Source organism: Citrobacter sp. wls615 (assembly GCF_005281355.1).
Taxonomy (GTDB): Bacteria; Pseudomonadota; Gammaproteobacteria; order Enterobacterales; family Enterobacteriaceae; genus Citrobacter; species Citrobacter werkmanii.
Genome location: NZ_SZXM01000005.1, coordinates 232,707 through 257,752, shown reverse-complemented (window position 1 = coordinate 257,752; position 25,046 = coordinate 232,707). Strand labels below are relative to the sequence as shown.

At 52.9% G+C, this 25,046-nt stretch carries 19 protein-coding genes and 1 pseudogene; 6 read left to right on the top strand and 14 right to left on the bottom strand.

Going from position 1 to position 25,046, the window contains the following annotated elements:
- Window positions 1-68: 68 nt before the first annotated feature.
- Window positions 69-899, bottom strand: coding sequence for a rhomboid family intramembrane serine protease GlpG (glpG, locus tag FDX04_RS01925; RefSeq protein ID WP_061380989.1), 831 nt, complete (start codon window positions 897-899; stop codon window positions 69-71).
- Between the two features lie 75 nt (window positions 900-974).
- On the bottom strand, window positions 975-1,301 hold the full coding sequence (gene glpE / locus FDX04_RS01920) for a thiosulfate sulfurtransferase GlpE (RefSeq protein ID WP_042311890.1): 327 nt from the start codon (window positions 1,299-1,301) through the stop codon (window positions 975-977).
- Between the two features lie 202 nt (window positions 1,302-1,503).
- Here glpE and glpD point away from each other — a divergent pair, with 202 nt between their 5' ends.
- Window positions 1,504-3,012 (top strand): glycerol-3-phosphate dehydrogenase, encoded by a 1,509-nt coding sequence (gene glpD / locus FDX04_RS01915; protein WP_137361525.1) that lies wholly within the window; start codon window positions 1,504-1,506, stop codon window positions 3,010-3,012.
- 91 nt (window positions 3,013-3,103) lie between these two features.
- Here glpD and glgP read toward each other — a convergent pair whose 3' ends face one another.
- From glgP to asd, 6 genes are all read right to left on the bottom strand, one after another.
- Window positions 3,104-5,551, bottom strand: a complete 2,448-nt coding sequence (gene glgP, locus FDX04_RS01910) for a glycogen phosphorylase (RefSeq protein WP_042311879.1) — start codon at window positions 5,549-5,551, stop codon at window positions 3,104-3,106.
- Between the two features lie 19 nt (window positions 5,552-5,570).
- On the bottom strand, window positions 5,571-7,004 hold the full coding sequence (gene glgA / locus FDX04_RS01905; RefSeq protein WP_038634926.1) for a glycogen synthase GlgA: 1,434 nt from the start codon (window positions 7,002-7,004) through the stop codon (window positions 5,571-5,573).
- Complete coding sequence (gene glgC, locus FDX04_RS01900; protein WP_137361526.1) at window positions 7,004-8,299, bottom strand: glucose-1-phosphate adenylyltransferase; 1,296 nt, start codon at window positions 8,297-8,299, stop codon at window positions 7,004-7,006. The genes glgA and glgC overlap by 1 nt, the downstream gene beginning before the upstream one ends.
- Window positions 8,300-8,313: 14 nt before the next feature.
- Complete coding sequence (glgX, locus tag FDX04_RS01895; RefSeq protein WP_137370377.1) at window positions 8,314-10,290, bottom strand: glycogen debranching protein GlgX; 1,977 nt, start codon at window positions 10,288-10,290, stop codon at window positions 8,314-8,316.
- Window positions 10,290-12,473, bottom strand: a complete 2,184-nt coding sequence (glgB, locus tag FDX04_RS01890) for a 1,4-alpha-glucan branching enzyme (RefSeq protein WP_137370376.1) — start codon at window positions 12,471-12,473, stop codon at window positions 10,290-10,292. The genes glgX and glgB overlap by 1 nt, the downstream gene beginning before the upstream one ends.
- 273 nt (window positions 12,474-12,746) lie before the next feature.
- Complete coding sequence (asd, locus tag FDX04_RS01885) at window positions 12,747-13,853, bottom strand: aspartate-semialdehyde dehydrogenase (RefSeq protein ID WP_069323790.1); 1,107 nt, start codon at window positions 13,851-13,853, stop codon at window positions 12,747-12,749.
- A 190-nt stretch (window positions 13,854-14,043) separates the two neighbouring features.
- On the opposite strand from asd, the gene yhgN reads away from it, so the two are divergent.
- The gene (gene yhgN / locus FDX04_RS01880) at window positions 14,044-14,637 is read left to right on the top strand and encodes an NAAT family transporter YhgN (RefSeq protein ID WP_003023480.1); all 594 of its coding nucleotides are present in this window, start codon (window positions 14,044-14,046) and stop codon (window positions 14,635-14,637) included.
- An 8-nt stretch (window positions 14,638-14,645) separates the two neighbouring features.
- Window positions 14,646-14,813: pseudogene (locus tag FDX04_RS24625) on the top strand (MarC family protein); the annotation flags it as partial.
- Here FDX04_RS24625 and gntU read toward each other — a convergent pair.
- From gntU to FDX04_RS01855, 5 genes are all read right to left on the bottom strand, one after another.
- Window positions 14,736-16,076, bottom strand: coding sequence for a gluconate transporter (gene gntU / locus FDX04_RS01875; protein ID WP_137361528.1), 1,341 nt, complete (start codon window positions 16,074-16,076; stop codon window positions 14,736-14,738). The pseudogene FDX04_RS24625 and the gene gntU overlap by 78 nt on opposite strands.
- On the bottom strand, window positions 16,076-16,606 hold the full coding sequence (gntK, locus tag FDX04_RS01870) for a gluconokinase (protein ID WP_003023475.1): 531 nt from the start codon (window positions 16,604-16,606) through the stop codon (window positions 16,076-16,078). The genes gntU and gntK overlap by 1 nt, the downstream gene beginning before the upstream one ends.
- A 141-nt stretch (window positions 16,607-16,747) precedes the next feature.
- Window positions 16,748-17,743 carry a gluconate operon transcriptional repressor GntR gene (gene gntR, locus FDX04_RS01865; RefSeq protein WP_038634949.1) on the bottom strand — a complete coding sequence of 332 codons (996 nt, stop codon included), beginning with the start codon at window positions 17,741-17,743 and terminating at the stop codon, window positions 16,748-16,750.
- Between the two features lie 129 nt (window positions 17,744-17,872).
- Window positions 17,873-18,568 (bottom strand): quercetin 2,3-dioxygenase, encoded by a 696-nt coding sequence (gene yhhW, locus FDX04_RS01860; protein ID WP_137361529.1) that lies wholly within the window; start codon window positions 18,566-18,568, stop codon window positions 17,873-17,875.
- Window positions 18,569-18,691: 123 nt separating this feature from the next.
- On the bottom strand, window positions 18,692-19,729 hold the full coding sequence (locus FDX04_RS01855) for an oxidoreductase (RefSeq protein ID WP_137370375.1): 1,038 nt from the start codon (window positions 19,727-19,729) through the stop codon (window positions 18,692-18,694).
- Window positions 19,730-20,157: 428 nt separating this feature from the next.
- Here FDX04_RS01855 and yhhY point away from each other — a divergent pair, with 428 nt between their 5' ends.
- From yhhY to tssD, 3 genes are all read left to right on the top strand, one after another.
- Window positions 20,158-20,646 (top strand): N-acetyltransferase, encoded by a 489-nt coding sequence (gene yhhY / locus FDX04_RS01850; protein ID WP_137370374.1) that lies wholly within the window; start codon window positions 20,158-20,160, stop codon window positions 20,644-20,646.
- A gap of 46 nt (window positions 20,647-20,692) precedes the next feature.
- Window positions 20,693-21,577, top strand: a complete 885-nt coding sequence (locus FDX04_RS01845) for a hypothetical protein (protein ID WP_137370373.1) — start codon at window positions 20,693-20,695, stop codon at window positions 21,575-21,577.
- Between the two features lie 269 nt (window positions 21,578-21,846).
- Window positions 21,847-22,986 carry a type VI secretion system tube protein TssD gene (gene tssD, locus FDX04_RS01840; RefSeq protein WP_061380983.1) on the top strand — a complete coding sequence of 380 codons (1,140 nt, stop codon included), beginning with the start codon at window positions 21,847-21,849 and terminating at the stop codon, window positions 22,984-22,986.
- 310 nt (window positions 22,987-23,296) lie between these two features.
- Here tssD and ggt read toward each other — a convergent pair whose 3' ends face one another.
- Window positions 23,297-25,042, bottom strand: coding sequence for a gamma-glutamyltransferase (ggt, locus tag FDX04_RS01830; protein WP_170975137.1), 1,746 nt, complete (start codon window positions 25,040-25,042; stop codon window positions 23,297-23,299).
- Window positions 25,043-25,046: the final 4 nt, after the last annotated feature.

The window sequence follows — 25,046 nt, the reverse complement described above, 5'->3', positions numbered from 1 at the left end:
CGCTGACGCTTATCCGGCCTACAAATTGGTCCAAACGCACACCGCCTTCCGGCACCACAAAACTTGCATCAAGTTCGTTTTCGCACATTAAGTGTATCGGCAAACGCCATTGCCAGACCCACGGCCAGCCCGGCGATATGTGCGCCGTTCGCCATCGACATGCCGAACAGATCAAACCAGCCGGCAACAATCCAGATCAAGGCAAAGATAATCAAACCACGCTGCAGGAAAATACCGCTTTGCGGATCGCGCTCGCCGCGCAACCACACGTAGCCCATCAGCGCATATACCACGCCAGACAGCCCGCCAAACCACGGGCCGCTAAATTTCTGCTGCACATAACCGCTCAGCAAGGCGCTGATCACAGTAATGACAATCAGCTTTCCGCTGCCCAGGCGCTTTTCAACCGCACCGCCGAGATACCACCACCACAGCAGGTTGAACAAAATGTGCATCAGCGAGAAGTGCATAAAAGCGTGGGTGAAATAACGCCAAAACTCAAATTTCAGCGAAGGATCGAACGGCCAGGCCAGCCAGAGCATTACCGCCTGGTCGCCCAGCACATTCATCGCGATAAACACCAACACACACGCCGCCATTACCGCCCAGGTTACCGGGCCGGCACGTTCGCGCAATGTGGCCAGAAACGGATAACGTTGATAGCGCAGACCGCTGTCGGTATGACCTGACTGCCAACTGGCCGCGAGGTAACGCGGATCGCCCGGGTTATCGAGAAATCGCGCCAGTTCAGCACGCACGCGTTCAGCCTGGGACTCATCCGCCAGCCAGACATCCGTTTGCTGATGTTGTTGAATCGTCAGGATAACGCCCTGTGTCGCCATATAATCAACAAATGCCTGCGCCACGCGGGGGTTAGCAAAAGAGGTAATCATCAACATTATTGCTGTCGCTTATTCCACACAAAAGAGGACAGTATATATATCCTGTCCGTTTCAGGCTGCATCTTTGTTAGCTTACGAACCGTATGTCACTTCTGCAGGAAAATGTCGATGCCAGGCGTCGAAGCCGCCGTCAACGCTGTAAACCGCGTCATAGCCCTGCTGGAGGAGATACTGCGCCGCGCCTTTACTGCTGTTGCCGTGGTAACACATCACCATTACGGCAGTATCAAAATCATGGTCACGCATAAACGTCCCCAACGTGTCGTTCGTCAGATGAAAGGCCTGCGGCGCGTGGCCCATCGCATAGCTTTGCGGATCGCGGATGTCCACCAGCACCGCCATTCCGTGCAGTAGTTTCTGATGGGCTTCTTCGACATTAATACACTCAAACTGATCCATGGCGTTCTCTTGTTAAGTTCTACTTATATTCTGGCAGGTAACCAATATTACCCTCCAGTGTACGTTGCCTGAGCAGGTAAACGCCATAATGTTATATGTATCACTGTAAATTGTTTATCCGATGTTACCAATGGCGCGATTCTTTGCTATTATGCTCGATAACGAACATTAATGAGCTATAACGAAAGTGCGAGAGGCCAGCATGGAAACCAAAGATCTGATTGTGATAGGTGGAGGCATTAACGGTGCCGGTATCGCGGCAGATGCCGCTGGACGCGGTTTATCCGTGCTGATGCTGGAAGCTCAGGATTTAGCCTGCGCCACCTCCTCCGCCAGCTCCAAACTCATCCACGGTGGCCTGCGCTACCTGGAACACTACGAATTCCGCCTGGTGAGCGAGGCGCTGGCAGAACGTGAAGTGCTGTTGAAAATGGCACCGCATATCGCCTTCCCGATGCGCTTCCGTCTGCCCCATCGCCCGCACCTGCGTCCGGCATGGATGATCCGTATTGGTTTGTTTATGTACGATCATCTGGGCAAACGCACCAGTTTGCCGAGCTCTACCGGTTTGCGTTTTGGCGCGGATTCCGTAATGAAACCTGAGATTGTGCGCGGTTTCGAATATTCTGACTGCTGGGTAGACGATGCGCGTCTGGTTTTGGCAAACGCCCAAATGGTCGTACGCAAAGGCGGTGAAGTATTAACCCGCACCCGTGCCACCTCCGCTCGCCGTGAGAATGGCCTGTGGATAGTTGAAGCCGAAGATATCGATACCGGTAAAAAGCACACCTGGCAGGCGCGTGGTCTGGTCAACGCCACCGGACCGTGGGTGAAAGAGTTCTTCGACGATGGCATGCATCTACCGTCACCGTACGGTATTCGCCTGATTAAAGGTAGCCACATCGTGGTGCCGCGCGTACATACCCAGAAACAAGCTTATATTCTGCAAAACGAAGATAAACGTATTGTGTTTGTTATCCCATGGATGGACGAATTCTCGATCATCGGGACGACTGACGTCGAATACAAAGGCGACCCGAAAGCGGTGAAAATTGATGAGAGCGAAATCAATTACCTGCTGAAGGTCTACAACGCGCACTTTAAGAAACAGCTTGGCCGGGACGATATCGTCTGGACCTACTCGGGCGTGCGTCCGCTATGTGATGACGAGTCCGACTCGCCGCAGGCTATTACTCGTGATTACACGCTGGACATCCACGACGAAAACGGCAAAGCTCCGCTGTTGTCGGTGTTTGGCGGTAAGCTGACAACCTATCGTAAGCTGGCCGAGCACGCGATGGAAAAACTGTCGTCATACTATCAGGGCATTGGCCCGGCATGGACCAAAGAGTGCATCCTGCCTGGCGGTGATATTGGCGGCGATCGCGAAGATTACGCAGCAAAACTGCGCCGTCGCTATCCATTCCTGACCGAATCGCTGGCACGCCATTATTCACGTACCTACGGCAGCAATACTGAATGGATTATCGGCGACGCCACGTCAATTGCTGAGTTAGGCGAAGACTTCGGCCATGAGTTCTATGAAGCCGAGCTGAAGTATCTGGTCGAGCACGAATGGGTGCGCCGCGCGGAAGATGCGCTGTGGCGTCGTACGAAAGAAGGCATGTGGCTGAATGCAGAACAGCAGTCCCGCATGACCCAGTGGCTGACGGAATATGTCGAGAAGCACCAGCTGTCGCTGGCCTCCTGATAAAAATGCCGGATGGCGGCTAACGCCTTATCCGGCCTTCAAAAGTGCATAAACGTAGGCCGGGCAAGCGCAGCGCCCCCGGCCTCGTGTGTTATAACCGCACCGAATCAATATGCCAGATGTTTTCGGCATACTCTTTGATCGTTCTGTCCGATGAGAAGTACCCCATGTTGGCGATATTAATCATCGACTTCGTGGTCCACTCCTCCGGATGGCGATACAGCTCATCAACCTTATCCTGGCAATCGACATAGCTGCGATAATCCGCCAGCACCTGATAGTGGTCGCCAAAGTTGATCAATGAATCGACCAAATCACGGTAGCGTCCCGGCTCTTCAGGGCTGAACACGCCGCTGCCGATCTGCGTCAATACCTGATGCAGCTCTTCGTCTTTCTCGTAATACTCACGCGGCTTGTAGCCCTGGCTACGTAAAGCCTCGACCTCTTCCGCCGTATTACCAAAGATAAAGATATTCTCCGCACCCACATGTTCCAGCATTTCAACGTTGGCACCATCCAGCGTCCCGATGGTCAGCGCACCGTTGAGCGCAAATTTCATATTACTGGTCCCAGAGGCTTCGGTCCCGGCCAGCGAAATCTGCTCAGACAGATCGGCGGCAGGAATAATCACCTGCGCCAGACTGACGCTGTAGTTGGGGATAAACACGACCTTCAATTTATCGCCAATTTGTGGATCGTTGTTGATCACCTTCGCGACATCGTTGATCAAATGAATGATGTGCTTCGCCATGTAATAGGCTGAAGCCGCTTTACCCGCGAAGATATTCACGCGCGGCACCCACTCGGCGTCCGGATCGGCCTTAATACGGTTGTAGCGGGTGATCACATGCAGCACATTCATTAGCTGACGTTTGTACTCGTGAATACGCTTAATCTGAACATCAAACAGCGATTTCGGGTTCACTACCACGTTCAGCTGCTGGGCAATGAGCGTTGCCAGTCGCTTTTTGTTCTCGAGCTTCGCACGACGCACAGCCTGATTCACTAACGGGAAATCACAGTGCTGCTCAAGTTCGCTGAGCTGGCTGAGATCGGTTCGCCAGGTGCGGCCAATGTTCTCATCCAGTACGTCAGAAAGCGATGGGTTCGCCAACGCCAGCCAGCGACGCGGCGTCACGCCGTTGGTCACGTTACAAAAACGCGTCGGGAAAATCTTCGCAAAGTCAGCAAACAGCGACTGCACCATCAGGTTGGAGTGCAGTTCAGACACACCATTAACTTTGTGGCTCACCACGACCGCCAGCCATGCCATACGCACACGACGACCGTTAGATTCATCGATAATCGACGTCCGTCCCAGCAGACCGGTATCGTTCGGATACTGCTCCTGCAACGTCTTCAGGAAGTAATCGTTAATCTCAAAAATGATTTGCAGATGGCGCGGCAGGATTTTGCCCAGCATATCCACCGGCCAGGTCTCCAGCGCTTCGCTCATCAAAGTGTGGTTGGTATACGAGAAAACCTGACAGCACACCTCAAACGCATCGTCCCAACTGAATTTGTGTTCATCGATCAGCAGGCGCATCAGCTCTGGGATCGACAGCACCGGGTGGGTATCGTTAAGGTGAATGGCGATTTTATCGGCCAGGTTGTCGTAGGTTTTATGCAGTTGATAATGACGGTTCAGGATGTCCTGCACCGTTGAGGAGACGAGGAAATACTCCTGGCGCAACCGCAGCTCGCGTCCCGAATAGGTAGAGTCATCCGGATACAGTACACGGGAGACGTTCTCGGAGTGGTTTTTATCTTCCACCGCCGCAAAGTAGTCGCCCTGGTTAAATTTACCGAGGTTGATTTCGCTACTGGCCTGGGCATTCCACAAGCGCAGCGTATTCGTAGCGTCAGTGTCATAACCGGGGATAATCTGGTCGTAGGCCACTGCGAGGATCTCTTCGGTCTCAATCCAACGCGTTTTCTTGCCTTCCATCTGCACGCGGCCGCCAAAGCGCACTTTGTAGCGCGTGTTGTGGCGTTTGAATTCCCACGGGTTACCGTATTCCAGCCAATAGTCCGGGGACTCTTTTTGTCGACCATCGACAATGTTCTGTTTAAACATGCCATAGTCATAACGGATACCGTAACCACGTCCGGGCAGACCCAGCGTTGCCAGTGAGTCGAGGAAGCAGGCTGCCAGGCGTCCGAGGCCACCGTTACCGAGACCGGGGTCATTCTCTTCGTCGATCAGATCTTCCAGATCTAATCCCATACCTTCCAGCGCACTTTTAACATCGTCGTAAATCCCCAACGATAACAGCGCATTGGAAAGCGTGCGCCCAATCAGAAACTCCATTGACAGATAATAAACCTGACGGGTTTCCTGGGATAATTGCGCACGGTTAGAACGCAGCCAGCGCTCCACGAGACGATCGCGCACCGCGAATAACGTGGCGTTCAGCCACTCATGTTTGTTGGCAATGACCGGGTCCTTACCAATCGTGAACATCAGTTTGTAGGCAATAGAATGTTTAAGTGCCTCGACGCTGAGTGTGGGCGATGCATAAGTAAATGGAGCGTTCATATAGGTGATTCCTGGATATCTATTTCAAGCGGTAGTAAAGCTCGCGGTAAGACTTCGCCGCGACTTGCCAGCTAAAATCCATGGTCATGGCCTGGCGTTGTACAAACCGCCAAAGCGAAGGCCGGGACCACAATACGAAAGCACGCCGGATCGCGCGTAGCAGCGACCAGGCATTACTGTCTTCAAACACAAACCCACTGGCGATACCGTCCGCCAGGTTTTCCAGCGAACTGTCAGAGACCGTATCCGCCAGCCCACCGGTACGCCGCACCAGCGGCAGCGTGCCATACTTCAGTCCATACAACTGCGTTAAGCCGCACGGTTCAAAGCGGCTGGGTACCAGAATGACGTCAGCCCCGCCCATGATGCGGTGCGAGAAGGCTTCGTGATAACCAATTTGTACCCCTACCTGTCCTGGATGTTCCGCCGCAGCGGCCAGGAAGCCTTCCTGTAATACTGGGTCGCCCGCGCCAAGCAGCGCCAGTTGCCCCCCCTGTTCTAACAGACCCGGCAAAGCCTCCAACACCAGATCTAACCCTTTCTGACTGGTCAGACGGCTCACGACAGCAAACAGCGGCACTTTATCGTTAACCTTAAGTCCCATCGCAATTTGTAGCTGACGTTTGTTCTCCGCCTTCTCGTCCAGCGTGTCGCGCGTATAGCGCGAGGCCAGTAGCAGATCGGTTTCCGGGCTCCAGATTTTTTCATCCACGCCGTTCAGCACGCCGGAAAGCCGTCCTTCCCGATGACGCTGCTGCAACAGACCTTCCATGCCGTAGGCAAACTGCGGCTCGGTAATCTCCCGAGCGTAAGTCGGACTCACCGCCGTAATGTGGTCTGCGTAGTACAACCCGGCCTTCAGGAACGAAATCTGCCCATTAAACTCCAGCCCGTGCACATTAAAGAACGACCATGGCAATTGGATGTCATCCATATGCTTTGCATAAAACATGCCTTGATACGCCAGATTGTGTACGGTGAACACCGATTTCGCCGGATGGCCGCGCGCCGCCAGATACGCCGGGGCCAGACCGGCATGCCAGTCGTGCGCATGCACCACATCCGGGCGCCAGAATGGGTCAAGGCCGCAGGCCATTTCACATCCGGCCCAGCCGAGTAACGCAAAACGCAGGACGTTATCGGTATAAGCGAACAGGTTGGTGTCGTGATACGGGCTACCAGGACGGTCGTAGAGATGCGGCGCGTCAACGAGGTAAATGCCGACACCGTTGTAATGCCCGAACAGCAGCGTGATTCTGCCTGCAAAGGTATCGCGACGCGTCACTACCTGAGCATCAGGAATGCCGCGACGGATATCCGGAAACGCCGGGAGCAGCACGCGGGCATCTACACCGTCGGCAATTTGCGCGGCCGGTAACGCCCCAAGCACATCCGCCAGTCCCCCGGTTTTTAGCAGGGGGAACATCTCTGAACATACGTGTAAAACCTGCATTATCGCTCCTGTTTGATTTGCAGTTTGCGCAGCATTTCACGCGTGACCAGCACAATGCCTTCTTCTGAGCGGTAGAAGCGACGTGCATCCTCTTCCGCATTTTCACCAATCACCATGCCTTCAGGGATAACGCAGGCGCGGTCAATGATACAGCGACGTAAACGGCATGAACGTCCTACCCATACTTCAGGCAACAACACTGCCGAATCAATGTTACAGAATGAATTCACCCGCACTCGCGGGAACAGAACGGACTGCACTACCACCGAACCAGAAATGATACAGCCGCCGGAAACCAGCGAGTTCAGCGTCATTCCGTGGCTACCGGAACGGTCCTGCACAAATTTCGCCGGCGGCAGAGATTCCATATGCGTACGGATTGGCCAGTTCTGGTCATACATATCCAGTTCAGGCGTCACCGAGGCCAGATCGAGGTTGGCCTTCCAGTAAGCTTCCAGCGTTCCCACATCGCGCCAGTACGGCTCGGATTCCGGGTCAGACTGTACGCAGGACAACGGGAAGGGATGTGCATACGCCATGCCAGCTTCAGTGATTTTTGGAATGATGTCTTTACCAAAATCGTGACTGGAGCTTTCATCGAGATCATCTTCCGCCAGCAATTCATACAGGTAGTCGGCGTTAAAAACGTAGATCCCCATACTGGCAAGAGATTTGGTCGGATCGCCTGGCATGGCTGGCGGGTTAGCGGGTTTTTCAACAAACTCGATAATTTTGTCGCTGTCGTCCACGTCCATTACGCCAAACGCGCTGGCCTCTTCGATAGGCACCGGCATACAAGCCACGGTGCAACGCGCGCCCTTCTCGACGTGGTCGATCAGCATACGCGAGTAGTCCTGCTTATAAATATGATCGCCTGCGAGGATCACCACATATTCCGCTTTGTAACGGCGAATGATGTCCAGGTTTTGAGTTACCGCATCCGCCGTGCCGCGATACCAGTTTTCACCCTGCATTCTCTGCTGGGCAGGCAGCAGATCGACAAACTCGTTCATCTCTTCGCTAAAGAACGACCAGCCGCGCTGAATATGCTGTACCAGCGTGTGCGACTGGTATTGCGTGATCACGCCGATACGGCGGATGCCGGAGTTAATACAGTTGGATAAAGCAAAATCGATAATGCGGAATTTACCGCCAAAGTGCACGGCCGGCTTGGCACGTTTGTTGGTCAAATCTTTCAGGCGGGTACCGCGGCCACCGGCCAGGATCAGGGCAACAGATTTTAATGGCAGCTGGCGCGCCAACATAACACGATCGTTCTTCTCTAAACTCACCATGACTAACTCCTTTTTTATCCTCTATGGAACACACACAGTCCGTGCGCAGGTCCCTGCCAGACAGCCGTAAGCACCGGATTGTCCTCTCCGGCAAATGGGGGAATAGCTCGCCATTCCCCTTCAGGTAAAACGATATCTGTCACCTCAAGCGTGGCGTTAATTGCAATCAGGAAACGGCCAGAAAGCAGGATTTGCATCTGCCTCGGGCCGTTTTGCCACTCATCCGCACTTAAGGGTTGTGCGTACTTATTCAGCCAATGAACATTGCCATCACCCTCTTCCCACCAGCAATCGCCTGTTAATGCGGGAATTTGCTGGCGAAGATGAATCAACGCGGCGGTAAATGTGGTTAGCCCACCGTTTGCCTGCTGCCAGTCCAGCCAGGTTAAGGCGTTATCCTGACAGTAAGCGTTATTGTTGCCGTGCTGGCTATGACCATGCTCGTCACCGGCCAGCAGCATCGGCGTTCCCTGCGAGAGCAACAGCGTGGTCAACAGCGCATGAATGCTGTCGCGCCGCCGTTCAATCAGGTCCAGCGTGCCGCCTAACCCTTCTTTACCATGATTATCACTGTAGTTATTGCTAGTGCCGTCGCGATTTTCCTCACCATTCGCTTCATTGTGCTTATTTGTGAAGCACACACAGTCACGTAGGGTAAAACCGTCATGCGCTGTCACCAGATTGACCGTGGCGCTGGGTTTGCGGCCATTGCGTTTAAACACGTCGCTGGAGGCGGCAAAACGCCCGGCAAATTCTCCCAAAGAGAGATTACGCTGGAGCCAGAAACGTCGCGTCGCATCGCGAAAATGGTCATTCCACTCGGCAAACGGCGGTGGAAAGTTCCCCACCTGATACCCGCCTTCACCGATATCCCACGGTTCCGCAATCAGTTTGACGCGTGAGAGTAGCGGACAGTTTTTGATTGCAGTAAACAACGGCGCATCCTGACGAAACGTAGGCGTACGCCCCATAACGGACGCTAAATCAAAACGAAAACCATCCACGTGGCAAGTTTCAACCCAGTAACGCAGGCATTCACACGCGTACTCCACAACGCCGGGATGGCTCAGATTGAGGGTGTTCCCACAACCGGTCCAGTTGTAGTAATCGCCATCATCCCTGATCCAATAATAGCTACGGTTATCAATTCCGCGCAGCGAGAAGACGGGGCCTTCGAGATCCAGCTCGGCGCTGTGGTTCAAAACGATGTCGAGAATGACCTCAATCCCCGCTTTGTGTAGCGCTTTCACCGCATCACGGAACTCATCCAACGCGCTCTCCGGCGAGCAGGCGTAAGCCGGATGCAACGCGAACATAGCGACCGGGTTGTAGCCCCAGTAGTTCGACAAGCCCAGCCGCTGAAGACGCGGTTCGCTGGCGAAATGCGCCACCGGTAGCAGCTCAAGCGCAGTAATGCCAAGGCGCTTGAAATAGTCGATCATTACCGGATGACCCAGCGCTTTATAGGTCCCGCGAAGTTCTTCCGGCAGCTCAGGATGCAGATACGTCAGTCCTTTCACATGCGCTTCGTAAATCACGGTATTGCCCCACGGCGTGCGCGGCGCGGCATCGTCTTCCCAGTCATAATGGTCAGACACCACCACGCCCTTCAGCGCGATGGCGGCATTATCATGATGATCAGGTTCATTTAGCCCGCCGTGCAGCAGCGGGTTATCTTTTAACTCGCCATCCACCCGGCGCGCATAAGGATCGAGCAGCAGTTTCGCCGGGTTAAACCGGTGGCCCTGCTCTGGTTGCCACGGACCATGTACGCGATAGCCATAGCGCAGGCCCGGACGGGCGTTGGCCAGATAACCGTGCCAGACATCGCCGCTACGTCCCGGCAAGTCGTAGCGGAGTTCACAGCCTTGCTCATCGAATAGGCATAATTCAACGCGTTCGGCGTGGGCCGAGAAAAGCGTGAAATTGACGCCATGGCCGTCATACGTTGCACCATGCGGGGTGGCGTTGCCGGTTGCCAGATGCGTCATTACCCCTCCCGAACCAGCCAGATCGTCGCCAACGGCGGCAACGTCAGGCTCAGTGAGTGCTGGCGGCCATGACTGGCGATTTCATCGCTATGTACCGCGCCGCCGTTGCCGATATTGCTACCGTGGTAATGCATCGAATCGGTATTGAGGATTTCACGCCATTTGCCCGGCTGATTGATACCGAAGCGATAGCCGTGACGGGGCACTGGCGTAAAGTTGCTGATAACGATAATTTCATTACCGACTTTGTCACGACGAACAAAAATCAGCACCGAACGTTCTTTATCGTCAACCACCAGCCATTCAAAACCATAGGTGTCAAAGTCGAGTTCATGCAGCGCCTTGTGATGGCGGTAGGTATGGTTCAGGTCACGCACCAGACGTTGCACCCCGTGGTGCCAGTTATCGCCGCCTTCCAGTAAGTGCCAGTCCAGACTGACGTCGTGATTCCATTCACGTCCCTGAGCAAACTCGTTGCCCATAAACAGCAGTTTCTTACCCGGGAAGGCCCACATCCAGCCGTAGTAAGCGCGCAGGTTGGCAAACTTCTGCCATGCGTCTCCCGGCATGCGGTCGAGAATGGATTTTTTACCGTGCACCACTTCATCGTGCGACAGCGGCAGAACAAAGTTTTCGGTGTAGTTGTACAGCATGCCGAAGGTCAGCTTGTCGTGATGATACTGACGATAGACCGGATCCAGTTTCATGTAGTCCAGCGTGTCGTGCATCCAGCCGAGGTTCCACTTATACCAGAACCCTAAACCGCCCATGTCCTGCGGTCTTGATACGCCGGCAAAGTCGGTTGACTCTTCCGCCATGCTCACGGCGCCAGGCACCTGCTCGCCAAGAATACGGTTGGTATTGCGTAAAAATTCAATCGCTTCGAGGTTCTCACGACCACCAAATTCGTTCGGGACCCATTCCCCTTCTTTACGGCTGTAGTCGCGATAAATCATCGATGCCACGGCATCCACGCGCAGCGCGTCAATACCAAAACGTTCTATCCAGTACAGGGCGTTACCCACCAGATAGTTGCTGACCTCACGGCGGCCGTAGTTGTAGATCAGCGTATTCCAGTCCTGGTGATACCCTTCACGCGGGTCACTGTGCTCATACAACCTGGTGCCATCAAACTCTGCCAGACCAAAATCATCTGACGGGAAATGGCCCGGAACCCAGTCCAGAATGACGTTCAGCCCCGCCTGATGCGCGGCATTCACAAAATAGCGGAAATCATCACGCGTCCCGAAACGACGGGTCGGCGCATACATGCCGGTAGGCTGGTAGCCCCAACTGCCGTCGAACGGATGCTCGTTAATCGGCAACAGCTCGAGATGAGTAAAGCCCATCCACTTGGCGTAAGGAATCAGTTGATCCGCCAGTTCACGGTAGCTCAGCCAGAAGTTGTTATCAGTATGACGACGCCATGAACCCAGGTGCACCTCGTAGATAGAGATCGGCGCATCAAACTGGTTGGCTTTTTTGCGCTCCTCGCTTTGCACCACTTTTTCGGGCAGGCCGCAGATAAGCGACGCGGTTTCCGGGCGCATCTGCGCTTCGAAGGCGTAAGGGTCAGCTTTAATGCGCAACTTACCGTTAGCATCGATCATCTCGTACTTATACAGCTGACCATGCTGTGCGCCGGGGATAAACAGCTCCCAGATACCGCTCTCTTTACGCAGACGCATCGGATGACGACGGCCATCCCAGTAGTTGAACTGCCCGACCACTGAAACACGTTGGGCGTTGGGCGCCCAGACTGAGAAACGCGTACCGGTTACGCCATCCATGGTATCCGCATGCGCGCCCAGCGTTTCGTAAGGACGCAGGTGCGTACCTTCAGATAACAGCCAGGCATCCATATCCTGGATTAGCGGACCGAAACGATAAGGGTCATCAATCAGATTCTGCTGGCCATGCCAGACAACGGCTAACTGATAACGAAAGAAATTTTTACGGCGGGGAAGTACAGCACAGAAAAAACCGCGAGAGTCGAGGCAGTCCAGCTTGCCGACTTTACGTCCGGTTTTGGGTTCGATCACCCACACTTCTGTGGCGTCTGGAAGTAAGGCGCGGACTTCAAGTCCCGCGTCAGTTTGATGCATACCGAGTACGGAAAAAGGATCCGCAAAATGGCCTGCAATTAGCGCATTAATCACGTCTCTATCGATACGAACGGACATGGTTGTCATCCTGTTTTATGGTGTCACGCCTTCCAACTGATTTTCGACATCAGGTAGTGACACTTTTTTTGACCTGAACGGCGCAGCACAATTGTGCATCCTCTCTGCGTCGTCCCACCTTCAGGCAACAACTTAATACCTCCGGTACTAAGTCACCCTTAAAGAATAGCCAATGCTTTATCTTACTCCTGGTAAAAAATGAAACATCTGCGCTTACTCCTGTATTACGCAAAAAAAGGGGTGATTCCTCACCCCTTGATCGTTAACAAATTATTACGCCAACTGGCGCAGCATACGGCGCAATGGCTCCGCAGCTCCCCACAGCAACTGATCGCCCACGGTAAAGGCTGACAGGAACTCCGGTCCCATATTCAGCTTACGCAGACGGCCTACTGGCGTGGTCAGCGTACCGGTAACGGCCGCCGGGGTTAACTCACGCATGGTGATCTCCCGATCGTTTGGCACCACTTTGGCCCACGGATTGTGTGCCGCCAGCAGCTCTTCCACGGTCGGAATAGACACATCTTTTTTCAGTTTAATGGTGAACGCCTGGCTGTGGCAGCGCAGCGCGCCGACGCGCACACACAGGCCATCTACCGGGATCACAGCAGAGGTGTTGAGAATTTTGTTGGTTTCCGCCTGTCCCTTCCACTCTTCACGGCTCTGACCGTTATCGAGCTGTTTGTCGATCCACGGAATCAGGCTCCCGGCCAGCGGTACGCCAAAGTTATCAACCGGCAGTTCACCGCTGCGGGACAGGGTCGTCACTTTACGTTCGATATCGAGAATAGCAGAAGAAGGGGTCGCCAGTTCATCGGCCACATGGCCATACAAATGGCCCATCTGGGATAGCAGTTCACGCATATGACGTGCGCCGCCGCCGGAAGCCGCCTGATAGGTCGCCACGGAAACCCAGTCGACCAGGTCATTGGCAAACAGGCCACCGAGGGACATCAGCATCAGGCTAACGGTACAGTTACCGCCGACAAAAGTTTTAATACCTTTATTCAGACCGTCGGTAATGACATCCTGGTTAACCGGATCGAGAATGATGATGGCATCGTCTTTCATGCGCAGCGAAGAGGCCGCGTCAATCCAGTAACCCTGCCAACCGCTTTCACGAAGCTTTGGATAGATTTCGTTGGTATAATCGCCGCCCTGACAGGTCACGATGATATCGAGCGCCTTCAGCGCGTCCAGATCAAAAGCGTCCTGAAGCGTGCCGGTCGCGGTTCCACCGAACGTCGGTGCCGCCTGCCCGAGCTGGGAAGTAGAAAAGAAAACAGGGCGAATGGCGTCGAAGTCACGCTCCTCAACCATGCGTTGCATGAGAACAGAGCCGACCATACCGCGCCAGCCGATAAAACCAACATTTTTCATAGCGTTTTTTCCTGCGAAGATGTGTGCTGTGTATGTATGCCAGCGTCCTGGTGGCATATCCTTCACCATACAAAATGCAGCCAAAGTCGCAAGTGAAATTAATCAATGATAGCGAAGCCATCAGTAATGCGACTTATTCCGCTGCGCAAGCAAGCAGAAAGTCCGCGGTAATTATCAGGGAATTTGAGTTATGAATGAAATCATTTCAGCGGCAGTTTTATTGATCCTGATTATGGATCCGCTCGGAAATCTGCCCATTTTCATGTCCGTATTGAAACATACCGAACCAAAACGCCGCCGCGCGATTATGATTCGCGAGCTGTTCATTGCGCTGTTGGTGATGCTGATATTCCTGTTTGCGGGCGAGAAAATTCTGGCATTTCTTAACCTGCGCGCAGAAACCGTCTCGATCTCCGGGGGCATCATTTTGTTCCTGATCGCCATTAAGATGATTTTCCCCAGCGCCACCGGAAACAGCACTGGGCTGCCGGCAGGCGAAGAACCGTTTATCGTACCGCTGGCAATCCCTCTGGTGGCCGGGCCGACAATCCTGGCGTCGTTGATGCTGTTATCACATCAGTACCCAAATCAGATGGGACATCTGGTGATTGCGCTGCTGATCGCCTGGGGCGGGACATTTGTGATTTTGCTGCAGTCGTCGCTGTTTTTACGTCTGTTGGGCGAGAAAGGGGTGAACGCGCTGGAACGTCTGATGGGATTGATTCTGGTGATGATGGCAACCCAGATGTTCCTCGATGGCGTACGGATGTGGATGAAGGGGTGACATGCTCGCCGGGTGGCGGCTTCGCCTTACCCGGCCTATGGTGTCGATATGTGCCCGTTTTCAGGCCCGGTAAGCACAGCGCCACCGGGCAACAAGACTCAGCTCAGCAGTTGGAAAGCAATCATACCGACAATCGCGCCGACCGTGCCGAGGATAGTTTCCATCATCGTCCAGGTCTTCAGCGTTTGCGCTTCGGTCGCACCGGTGAATTTCCCGAACAGCCAGAAACCGGCGTCGTTAACGTGGCTGACGACGATTGAGCCGCCTGCGATACAGATAGACAGCGCCGCCATCTGCGCACCGGAGTAGTTCAGTTGCTCAATCACCGGCATGACCAGACCGACCGCCGTTAAGCAGGCCACGGTCGCGGAACCCTGAATGATACGTACCGCCGCCGCCAGCACGAAGCAGGTAATGGCAATGGGCAGCCCCATACCGGTTAACGCTTCCCCCAGTGCCGGGCCAACGCCGGAATCAACCAGCACCTGCTTGAACACGCCGCCCGCACCAATCACCAGCAGAATAATACCCGCCGGTTGCAGCGCGTGACCGCATATCTCCATCACCCGATCTTTTGCCATGCCCTGACGGATTGCCAGACCGTAAATCGCCACCAGACAGGCAACCAGAATCGCGGTAAACGGGTGACCGATAAACTCGAACCATTCGTAGGTTGAAGAGCCAACCGGCACAAAGCGCGCGGCGATGGTTTTCAGGCCAACCAGCACTAACGGCAGCAGGATCAGCGCTAGGCTGAAGCCAAATGACGGCATTTTACCTTCGCCCAGATGCGGCTCGGTAATGTCTTCCGGTACATGCAGTTCAACGTAACGGCTGATGAAATTGCCCCACAGCGGCCCGGCGATAATCATGCCCGGAATGGCTGCGCACAGGCCAATCAGGATCATCCAGCCAAAGTCAGCGTGCATTTGGGATGCCAGCAGCATCGGCGCAGGTCCCGGCAGCAGGAACGCTGCGGCAGCCGCCACGCCCGCAAACAGCGGAATGACCAGCTTCACCAGGTTTGTGCCGGTGTGGCGCGCCATTGAGAACGCCACGCTTATCAGCAGCACAATCGCCACTTCAAAGAACAGCGGTAGCGCGCAAATCAGACCGGCCAGGCCAATGGCATAATGCGCGCGGCTGTGACCGAAAGATTTCAGCATCTTGACGGCAATCTGATCGACCGCGCCGGTCTCGTGCAAAATCTTGCCAAACATCGCCCCCAGCGCCACCACAATCGCCAGGAAGCCGAGCGTGCCTCCCATCCCTTTTTCCATGGTCGCCGCGATTTTATCAAGCGGCATACCGGAAAAGAGACCTGCACCAATGGACACCACCATCAAAGCAACAAAGGCATGCATACGCGCCTTCATCACCAAAAACAGCAGTAATAAAACAGACCCTACTGCTGTTAAAACAAGCGTTAATGTAGTCACTACTTACTGCCCTGGTTAATCACCTCAATGGTGCTAGCTACCACACCGTCCAGCGGCTGATCGATATCAACCACCAGAACATCATTTTCATTCGCACCCGGTTCTTCCAGCGCTTCGAACTGGGTTACCAGCATTTGCGTTTTGAAGAAGTGGCCTTTACGTGCCTTCAGGCGGCTTTCGATTACGTCGAAATCGCCTTTCAGGTAGATGAATGAAAGGTTCGGGTTACCGTCGCGCAGCTGATCGCGATAGACTTTTTTCAGCGCGGAACAGACGATCAGCGACACCTTATTGGTACGCTGCATCGCAAAGGCGGCGTCATTCAGCGCCTGTAACCACGGTTTACGGTCGTCATCGTTGAGTGGCTCACCGGAAGCCATTTTCATGATGTTGCTGCGCGGATGGAGAAAATCGCCATCAAGAAACGCGGCCTGCAGTTGATGCGCCACTTCGCTGGCGACAGCAGATTTACCGCTGCCCGATACGCCCATCAGAACGTAAACGTGGTGATCATGATTAGTCGTGCTCAAAGCGTTGCCCCCACTGGTACAAGAATCAGGAAATTGTTACGGGTAACTGTTATCGGTAACATTGTCCAGCCGGATAAATGGAGAAGCAATATCCATTCGTGCCCGAAGTGTATAAGTGTGAGCTACTTCAAAGTTGTTGGCTTAAATAGATCCACCCGGTGACAAGGTGAAACCTAAATCTAACATTTTAGGTGTGACTGCTTCACCTCGGATGCGCGCCAGCAGGCGTTCTGCGCCAATACTGCCCATCCGTTCACGCGGCGTGAGCACACTCGCCAGACGCGGCTCCATTACCTGACCGATATCATGGCCGTGGAAACCGGCAATCGCCATATCGTCAGGAATTCTCAGCCCTAAACGCTGACATTCAAATGCCGCCCCTACCGCCAGGTCATCGTTGGTACAGAACACACCGTCCAGTTGCGGATATTCACGCCGCGCCTGACGGATAAGTTCAATGCCGGATGAGTAAGATGAAGACTGCTCCACCATCACGCTGTACGGCACCAGATTGGCATCGCGCATAGCCTGTTCGTAGCCCCTCTGTTTGATGATAGTACGTTCATCAAGACGCGCGCCAAGATAAGCAACATGACGGTGTCCACGGGCGATGATAGCGGCGGTCATCTGACGAGCGGCTTCGAAGTTGTCGAAGCCAACGGCGATATCCAGACACGGGGACTGACTGTCCATCAGCTCGACGACCGGGATACCCGCGACTTCGATCATTTTTAGCGTACGGGGTGTATGGCTACGTTCAGTGAGGATCAGACCATCGATATTCCACGACAGCATCGACTCCAGGCGCTCTTGCTCCATTTCGGGCTTATAGCCGTAGTGCGCCAGCATGGTTTGATAACCATGCGCGTCGGTGACGGCCTCAATGCCGCGTAACACTTCCGCAAAAACCTGGTTGGTGAGAGACGGTAACAGCACGCCGATAGCGCGACTGGTGGCGTTAGAAAGGATATCAGGAGCGCGATTGGGAATATAACCCAGCTCATCAAGTGCAGCGGCAATTTTGCCCCGCAGCGCCACGGAGACCTGCTCCGGGTTACGCAAAAAGCGGCTGACCGTCATTTTAGTCACGCCCACGCGGTCGGCTACATCCTGAAGTACGGGTCTTTTCTTTTTCATCGTCCTGAAGCGTTAAAAAGGGATAGATTTGCCCAGTTTACCACGGACGTGCGGAATTAATGACAAACGATGAAAAGCCGGATGTCGACGCTTTCGCGTCTTATCCGGCCTACAAAGGGCTACAGCACGTTATACTGGTGGCAGGTCAAACAGTAACACTTCGCTGTCGCTATCGGCATGAATCGAAATCGCCTGCTCATCCCAGATTGCCAGACCATCGCTGGTGGTGGCTTTGGTGCCGTTAATGGTGACATTGCCTTTTACCACCTGGATCCAGACGCGGCGCTCGGCGGCAATCTGATGCATCGACTGCTCATCTTTGAGCAGTGCCCAGCGATACAGCTCCATATCCTGGTACACTTTCAGCGAACCATCACGGGCATCCGGCGACAGCACCAGTTGTTTGCCCTGCACCGCATCGAAACGGCGTTGTTCATAGCGTGGCGTAATCCCGTTTTCCTGTGGGATGATCCAGATTTGATACAGGTGCAGTTTCTCAGTATTGCTCGGATTGTACTCCGAATGACGGATCCCCGTACCGGCGCTCATAATCTGGAATTCACCGGCCGGAACCTGTTCCTTATTGCCCATACTGTCCTGATGCTCCACCGCGCCTTCCAGCACATAAGTCAGGATTTCCATGTCTTTATGGGGGTGAGTACCAAAGCCCTGACCTGCGTCGATCACGTCATCATTAATCACGCGCAGTGCCGAGAATCCCATAAAGTTCGGGTCATAGTAGTTGGCAAAAGAAAAGGTATGCCAGGAATCGAGCCAACCATGATTAGCATGGCCACGGTCGTTAGCTTTGCGTAAATAGATCATTATGTTCACCCCCAGATGTTTTCGATGGAGTAAGTGTGGACTCAATCCGCCTGGGATCATAGAGGGTGAAAATTGACTCCTCTGTTCAAAAAATATGAACAAGCCCAGAGGAGTCTGCGCAGGCTATTTAGCGAGGGTTATCGTGGCAGGCGTTGCCTGTTCGAAGGCACGCTCGAGGATTTCCAGGTTGGTAAGAACTTCAGATTCCTTGACGTAATTAGGTGTACCGACGGTCAGCGTCTGGTACAGCGCATCATAGACGCGACCGTAGTCCCCCAATTCCGGTTTCACCTCTTCTTTCACCGTAACGCCGTCATCATTAACGTACTCCAGCATCCCAATGGAATCATCAGCAGCGAAACCTGGCTCACCCGGCATGATATTGGCCTTCAGGCTGGTTTCCTGCTGGTCAATGCCGTACTTCACAAACGAGCCTTTGGTGCCATGAACGATAAACTTCGGATAGTCGATTTTCACCAGATGGCTGGTTTTCACAATGGCTTTCAGGTCGCCATAGAACAATTGCGCTTCAAAGGTATCATCCGGGTTCGCTTTGTTGCGCAGACTGCGAATGTCATAGGCTACATGGTCGGGACGCCCGAAAAGGGAAATAATCTGATCCATGGTGTGTACGCCCAGACCATAGAATGCGCCATCCTGCGGCAGGCCCGGTTTGGTTTCCGCCACCGGTCGGTAGTAGTCAAAATGGCTTTCAACTTCCACTATTTCACCCAGTTTGCCGCTCTCAATCGCTTTTTTAGCAGTGAGAAAACAGGAGTCAAAACGCCGATTCTGATACGGCGTGACGGTCAGTCCTTTGCTTTTCGCCAGTTCGAACAACACTTTTGCTTCCGCCAGCGTCGGCGTGAACGGTTTCTCAACCAGCACGCTTTTACCCGCTTCCAGCGCGCGTTTGGCGTATTCAAAATGGCTATCAGCATGCGTACAGACGATCACCAGTTTTACCTGCGGATCGCCCAACACCTCATCCAGATCGCTGGTGAAGTGAATGTGAGAATAGATCGGCGCCTGCTCTTCCGGTTTAGCGTGACGACGGAAAATATGCGCGACATGCCAGGTATCTTTCCGATTCAGAACGTAAGGGAGATGGTAACGGGTGGTGCTTTTACCGAATCCAATAAATGCGCAGTGTAAGGTCATGAGACGATCCTTTTGAAGGTGATTGTCTACACCATAGCGCAAAGCGGCTGGAGACTGAATCCATCCTGTCATCGTGCCGGATGCGGCGGAGCCTTATCCGGCCTACAAAACCCAGGTCTCAGCTGTAGGCCGGATAAGCGCAAGCGCCATCCGGCATCAGTCGCCCCGCCCCGGGGACAAATTGACAAGTAAGCCAGGCTGAAACAAAACGCAAAAAAAAAGCCAGCAAAAGCTGGCTAAAGTAATACTGGAAGCAATGTGAGCAATGTCGTGCTTTCAGGTTCTCCGTAGGGGTTCCCCTGAACGCAGAGCAATAATAATCATTCTCATTCGCACTTGTCTACTTCTTTTTTGCAAAAAAATGCAGTTGACGGAATTTTCTTTCTCAGCGAGTGTAAATGCTCAATTAACCCTGCAGGAGATAAGGAATGAGTGAGATAGTGATACGCCACGCTGAACCGAAAGATTACGACGCCATTCGTCAGATCCACGCCCAGCCGGAGGTGTACCACAACACGCTACAGGTTCCTCATCCTTCCATGGAGATGTGGCAAACGCGACTCGCCGATCAGCCGGGGATCAAACAGCTGGTTGCCTGCATCGATGATATCGTCGTGGGGCATCTCTGTATTGAGGTCGCGCAGCGCCCACGCCGCAGCCACGTAGCCGATTTTGGTATCTGCGTGGATGCCCGGTGGCACAACCGCGGTGTTGCCAGCGCGCTGATTCGCACAATGATCGACATGTGCGACAACTGGCTACGCGTCGATCGTATTGAGCTGACCGTATTTGTTGATAATGAGCCTGCCGTGGCGGTGTATAAGAAATACGGCTTTGAAATCGAAGGTACCGGTAAGAAATACGGCCTGCGCAATGGTGAGTATGTTGATGCCTACTTTATGGCGCGCGTGAAATAAATTTAAGGGCGAGTCATATCGCCCTGCTTATTGAAAGGACGCAATAGTGAAAAAGTTGTTTCCCCTGGTTTTGCTGGCCTCGCTCTCCCCTGCTTTTGCCACTACCGTACAAAATCTCGATTCCGTACCCAGTGCCATCCAACATCCGGAAGGTAAACAGATTTTTGCTGAGCAAATGGCGGGAGCAACCCCTGCGAAAGGATTTGGTGAGCTTCCTCAGGGCTTATCTGAAAAGCAGTGGATTGCCTGGGTTGCACCGAATGAAGATCCTGACAACCTGATCCTGAGCGGTGCTAAACCTTGGGGAAAAGACGGTAAATATATTGGCATTGCCTGTTTTGCCGATAATAAGGCTAACGCCGAGCAAGCAAAAAAATACGCGGATAACACCTGCCCGGAAAACTACAGCAATGGGCGCGCTAATAAATTGTATCTCGGCGTTTTTTCCTGGCAGAACCCACAGCTAACGCCGTTTGCACGCTCGGAAAAACCGTTAAACCAGCTCTCAGAGTGGAATAAAGCCGCAGAAAAAGAGAGCGATGATGAGTCCGTCAGACCGCTGGCTTATTATACAAAGCTGGATCTGGCACCGTACCGGATAGCACCCGATACCCTGGCATTCGGGGTACGGGGTGGATACTCCGATGCCTACTCCGGCGGTGGCGCATTTTATGAAGTGCTGGAACTCTACACCATCAAAGACAGCAAAATAATCAACGTGTTTTCTGACCTTGTTTATTACTATTCAGACATCGCCGGAGACTGGAATAAAGACGGCACAAGGCAGCACGACATCAGCGAAAGTAAGTACATTCTCAAAATGCGCTCGGCAAAGACGCACGGGTTTTATGACTTAGAGCGCGTTAATCTACAGGATAAAAGCAGCCAAATATTCCGCTGGTCCGAATCACTTCAGCAATATGCGCCATAACCTACCAGTCAGGCCTACATCGTTCAGAATGCTGTAGGCTATCGATATGGATAAAACAATATCGACCAATACTCCATCTATAACTCCAAATTATTGAATATATAAATTCTCATCTAACACATTATGTATATTCAGATTCCCCTCAAAAAAACTCACTTAAAGTGAAACGTTTTATTTCTGCTATATACGAACGCCATCAGAAAGCGTAATTACAACAAAGAAAGAATTACCCTTTTCACGACAACACGTAATAAAAGGATAAGGATGTCATGAGTGATATCGTCTATCTGATGGTTTCTGGACAACAGCAGGGCGCTATTTCTGACGGATGTGGAACCGTTGCATCTGTGGGTAACCGCTGGCAATCAGGGCACGAAGACGAGATTTTTGCCTTTTCGCTCTCTAATAGTATAACCAGTACTGGCAGAGGTTCACATTTGCACGGACTGCGATTTTGTAAACTTATCGATAAAAGTACACCGTTGTTTGTTAATACGATTAATAACAACGAACAGTTGTATATGGAGTTTTATTTCTACCGTATCAATAGATTCGGTAGATGGGAGAAGTATTATTATATTCAACTGCGGGGAGCATTCTTATCAGGTATTCAACACCAATTCAGTGAAAATAATTTAGATACAGAAACAATAACCATCAGCTATGAATATATCCTTTGCAAACATCTTATTGCCAACACTGAGTTCAGCTACCTGGCATTGCCCGAAAACTACAACCGCCTGTTTATCCCCCGACCAAAAACCCCCGCAGACAACGGCCTCAAAACGTTAAACAGCAAAGGGGTTGGCAGACTGCTTGCCGCCGGAGGGATCTACAACGGCAATATCGACGGTTTCAGGGAAACGGCGGAAAAGCTGGGTGGCGATGCTCCTGCGGGTTACGAGCAGGTTATGGATAACAAAGGATTGCTGATTCTTGGTGCTTCAGTAGCTGCAGGCTTAACTATGGGAAGGATGAAATTTCCTGAATTAGAAGAACTGGAGCAGTTTGGAGCGAAAGGAACTTATACATCAAGGCCATTTGATCCAGATAAAGCGGGAGGCCCTGTTGAACATCTTACAACTGAAGGCGTAAATATTACCCATGAAGGAATTGCAATTGTAGAAAAACACATATCTCGCTTCGATCCAGATCCTGGTAATGAATTTATGGTAAGCCGTTTAAAAAAGATAGCGAACGGTGAGTTGTTACCAGAACAAGTGGATTTAAACTACTACACTCATGAATGTCGAGAGTATCAACGTTATTGCAATTTAGGTTGGGAAACTGGCAGGCCAAGCGATAACCAAGAGGCTTATGATCTATGGAATAACACGCATACATCAACACTCGAAGATTATAGAATAACTGGTAATGACCTTTATCACCCGGATGCACCATCATGGTAAACAATACTGAACTTAACATCTTGAAATTATTAGCTTCCAGAGATGACGTAAATTGGACCTGGTATAATCTTGATCGCGCAATGACCAGTAGGAAAATGGATGGAGTTGGTAACGTAGTCAGGCTCATAAATAACCTATCTAAAGCGGGTTTAGTCGATATAGTAGCAAGGACCCCCTCAGGAATGGATTATTATCGCGTATCTGCCCAAGGCCATAAGTTGCTAATCGAAATTGACCAGCATCACCAAGACCATTCACTATAGTGAAAACTACCCGACAAGCCCTCTCCCATCGAAGAGGGCCGTTATGCTTAGTATCCCGCCGTTAAGTCATCTACGGAACGCGGGTCGGACGCGCCATACAGTGCGCCATCCGGTCCCACCATAATACTCTGGGTGCTGCCCATCGCCTCTTTCAGCGCCACTTTCTGTCCTTTTTGCTCCAGCAACTTGAGCGTATCCGGGCTGAAGCCCTTCTCGACGCGAAGCTCATCCGGCAACCACTGATGATGGAAGCGCGGCGCGTTGGTCGCTTCGGCGACGTTCATTCCGAAATCAATGCTGTTCACTACCATTTGCAGCACGGTAGTGATGATTCGACTCCCGCCAGGGCTGCCGGTCACCAGCCAGGTTTTCCCGTCTTTTACCACGATAGTCGGCGACATAGACGACAGCGGACGCTTCTTCGGACCAACCGCGTTGGCGTCGCCGCCCACCAGTCCGTATACGTTCGGCACGCCTGGCTTGGCAGAGAAATCGTCCATTTCATTATTGAGCAGAATACCGGTATTACCCGCCACAATCCCGGTGCCGAAGGTAGTATTCAGGGTATAGGTCACCGCCACGGCATTGCCGTCTTTATCCACCACCGAGAAGTGGGTGGTCTGGTTGCTTTCATACGGGGCGAGCTTGCCCGGTTTTATCTGGCTGGAAGGTTTGGCCTTGTTGATATCAATTTGATCGGCCAGCGTTTTCGCATAGGCTTTGTTGGTCAGCGCCTGCCACGGCACTTTCACAAAGTCCGGGTCACCCAGATACTCTGAACGGTCGGCATAGGCGTATTTTTCCGCTTCCGCCATGATTTGCATGGCATCGGCACTGCCAAAGCCGTACTTCTTCATGTCGAAGTTTTCAAGAATATTAAGGATCTGCACGATGTGAATACCGCCCGAGGATGGCGGCGGCATGGAGAAGACCTGATACCCGCGATAGTCACCACTGATTGGCGTACGCTCAACGGCTTTATAGCTGGCTAAATCCTCTTTGGTCATCAGACCGCCGTTCTTCTGCATTTCCCCGGCAATCTGGTCGGCAATCGCCCCTTTATAAAACGCATCCGGGCCGTTTTCGGCAATCATTTCCAGGCTTTTCGCCAGATTCTTCTGGACCAGCTTATCGCCCTTCTTCAGCGGCTCGCCGTCTTTCCAGAAAATGGCTTTGCTGTTCTCATGATTAGGGATCACTTCGCTGCCGTAAGTTTTTAAGTCATCGGCCAGCGCATCGTTAACCACAAAACCCTCTTCCGCCAGCTTCATCGCCGGACGCACTACTTTATTCAGCGGCATCGTGCCGTATTTCTCCAGCGCCAGCGAGAAACCCGCCACGGTACCCGGCGTACCGGATGCCAGATGCGACGTCAGCGACTTTTTCGCATCGGCGTTACCCTGATCGTCGAGGAACATATCACGGGTCGCAGCAGCAGGCGCCATTTCACGAAAATCAATCGCCGTAGTATTACCGTCTTTGGTACGCAGCAGCATAAAACCACCACCGCCCAGATTACCCGCCTGCGGATGCGTCACCGCCAGCGCATAGCCAACGGCCACGGCGGCATCGACGGCATTGCCCCCCTGTTTGAGGATATCCACCCCAACCTGGGTGGATAATGCATCCACCGAGGCCACCATTCCCTGCTGCGCACGTACAGGATGGAACACATCTTCCTCGACACCGTAGGATACCGGTGGTGGCGCTGCCGGCGCAGCAGCAACGCTAAAACAACTTCCTGAGAGCAGAGCAGCAATGGCTACCCGGCGTAAAAACGTCGGTTTTATCATCGTT

Bases quoted from the DNA above. Each gene is read 5' to 3' on its own strand.
- glpG (WP_061380989.1), bottom strand. From the start codon at position 899: ATGTTGATGATTACCTCTTTTGCTAACCCCCGCGTGGCGCAGGCATTT.
- glpE (WP_042311890.1), bottom strand. From the start codon at position 1,301: ATGGATCAGTTTGAGTGTATTAATGTCGAAGAAGCCCATCAGAAACTA.
- glpD (WP_137361525.1), top strand. From the start codon at position 1,504: ATGGAAACCAAAGATCTGATTGTGATAGGTGGAGGCATTAACGGTGCC.
- glgP (WP_042311879.1), bottom strand. From the start codon at position 5,551: ATGAACGCTCCATTTACTTATGCATCGCCCACACTCAGCGTCGAGGCA.
- glgA (WP_038634926.1), bottom strand. From the start codon at position 7,004: ATGCAGGTTTTACACGTATGTTCAGAGATGTTCCCCCTGCTAAAAACC.
- glgC (WP_137361526.1), bottom strand. From the start codon at position 8,299: ATGGTGAGTTTAGAGAAGAACGATCGTGTTATGTTGGCGCGCCAGCTG.
- glgX (WP_137370377.1), bottom strand. From the start codon at position 10,290: ATGACGCATCTGGCAACCGGCAACGCCACCCCGCATGGTGCAACGTAT.
- glgB (WP_137370376.1), bottom strand. From the start codon at position 12,473: ATGTCCGTTCGTATCGATAGAGACGTGATTAATGCGCTAATTGCAGGC.
- asd (WP_069323790.1), bottom strand. From the start codon at position 13,853: ATGAAAAATGTTGGTTTTATCGGCTGGCGCGGTATGGTCGGCTCTGTT.
- yhgN (WP_003023480.1), top strand. From the start codon at position 14,044: ATGAATGAAATCATTTCAGCGGCAGTTTTATTGATCCTGATTATGGAT.
- gntR (WP_038634949.1), bottom strand. From the start codon at position 17,743: ATGAAAAAGAAAAGACCCGTACTTCAGGATGTAGCCGACCGCGTGGGC.
- yhhW (WP_137361529.1), bottom strand. From the start codon at position 18,568: ATGATCTATTTACGCAAAGCTAACGACCGTGGCCATGCTAATCATGGT.
- FDX04_RS01855 (WP_137370375.1), bottom strand. From the start codon at position 19,729: ATGACCTTACACTGCGCATTTATTGGATTCGGTAAAAGCACCACCCGT.
- yhhY (WP_137370374.1), top strand. From the start codon at position 20,158: ATGAGTGAGATAGTGATACGCCACGCTGAACCGAAAGATTACGACGCC.
- tssD (WP_061380983.1), top strand. From the start codon at position 21,847: ATGAGTGATATCGTCTATCTGATGGTTTCTGGACAACAGCAGGGCGCT.
- ggt (WP_170975137.1), bottom strand. From the start codon at position 25,042: ATGATAAAACCGACGTTTTTACGCCGGGTAGCCATTGCTGCTCTGCTC.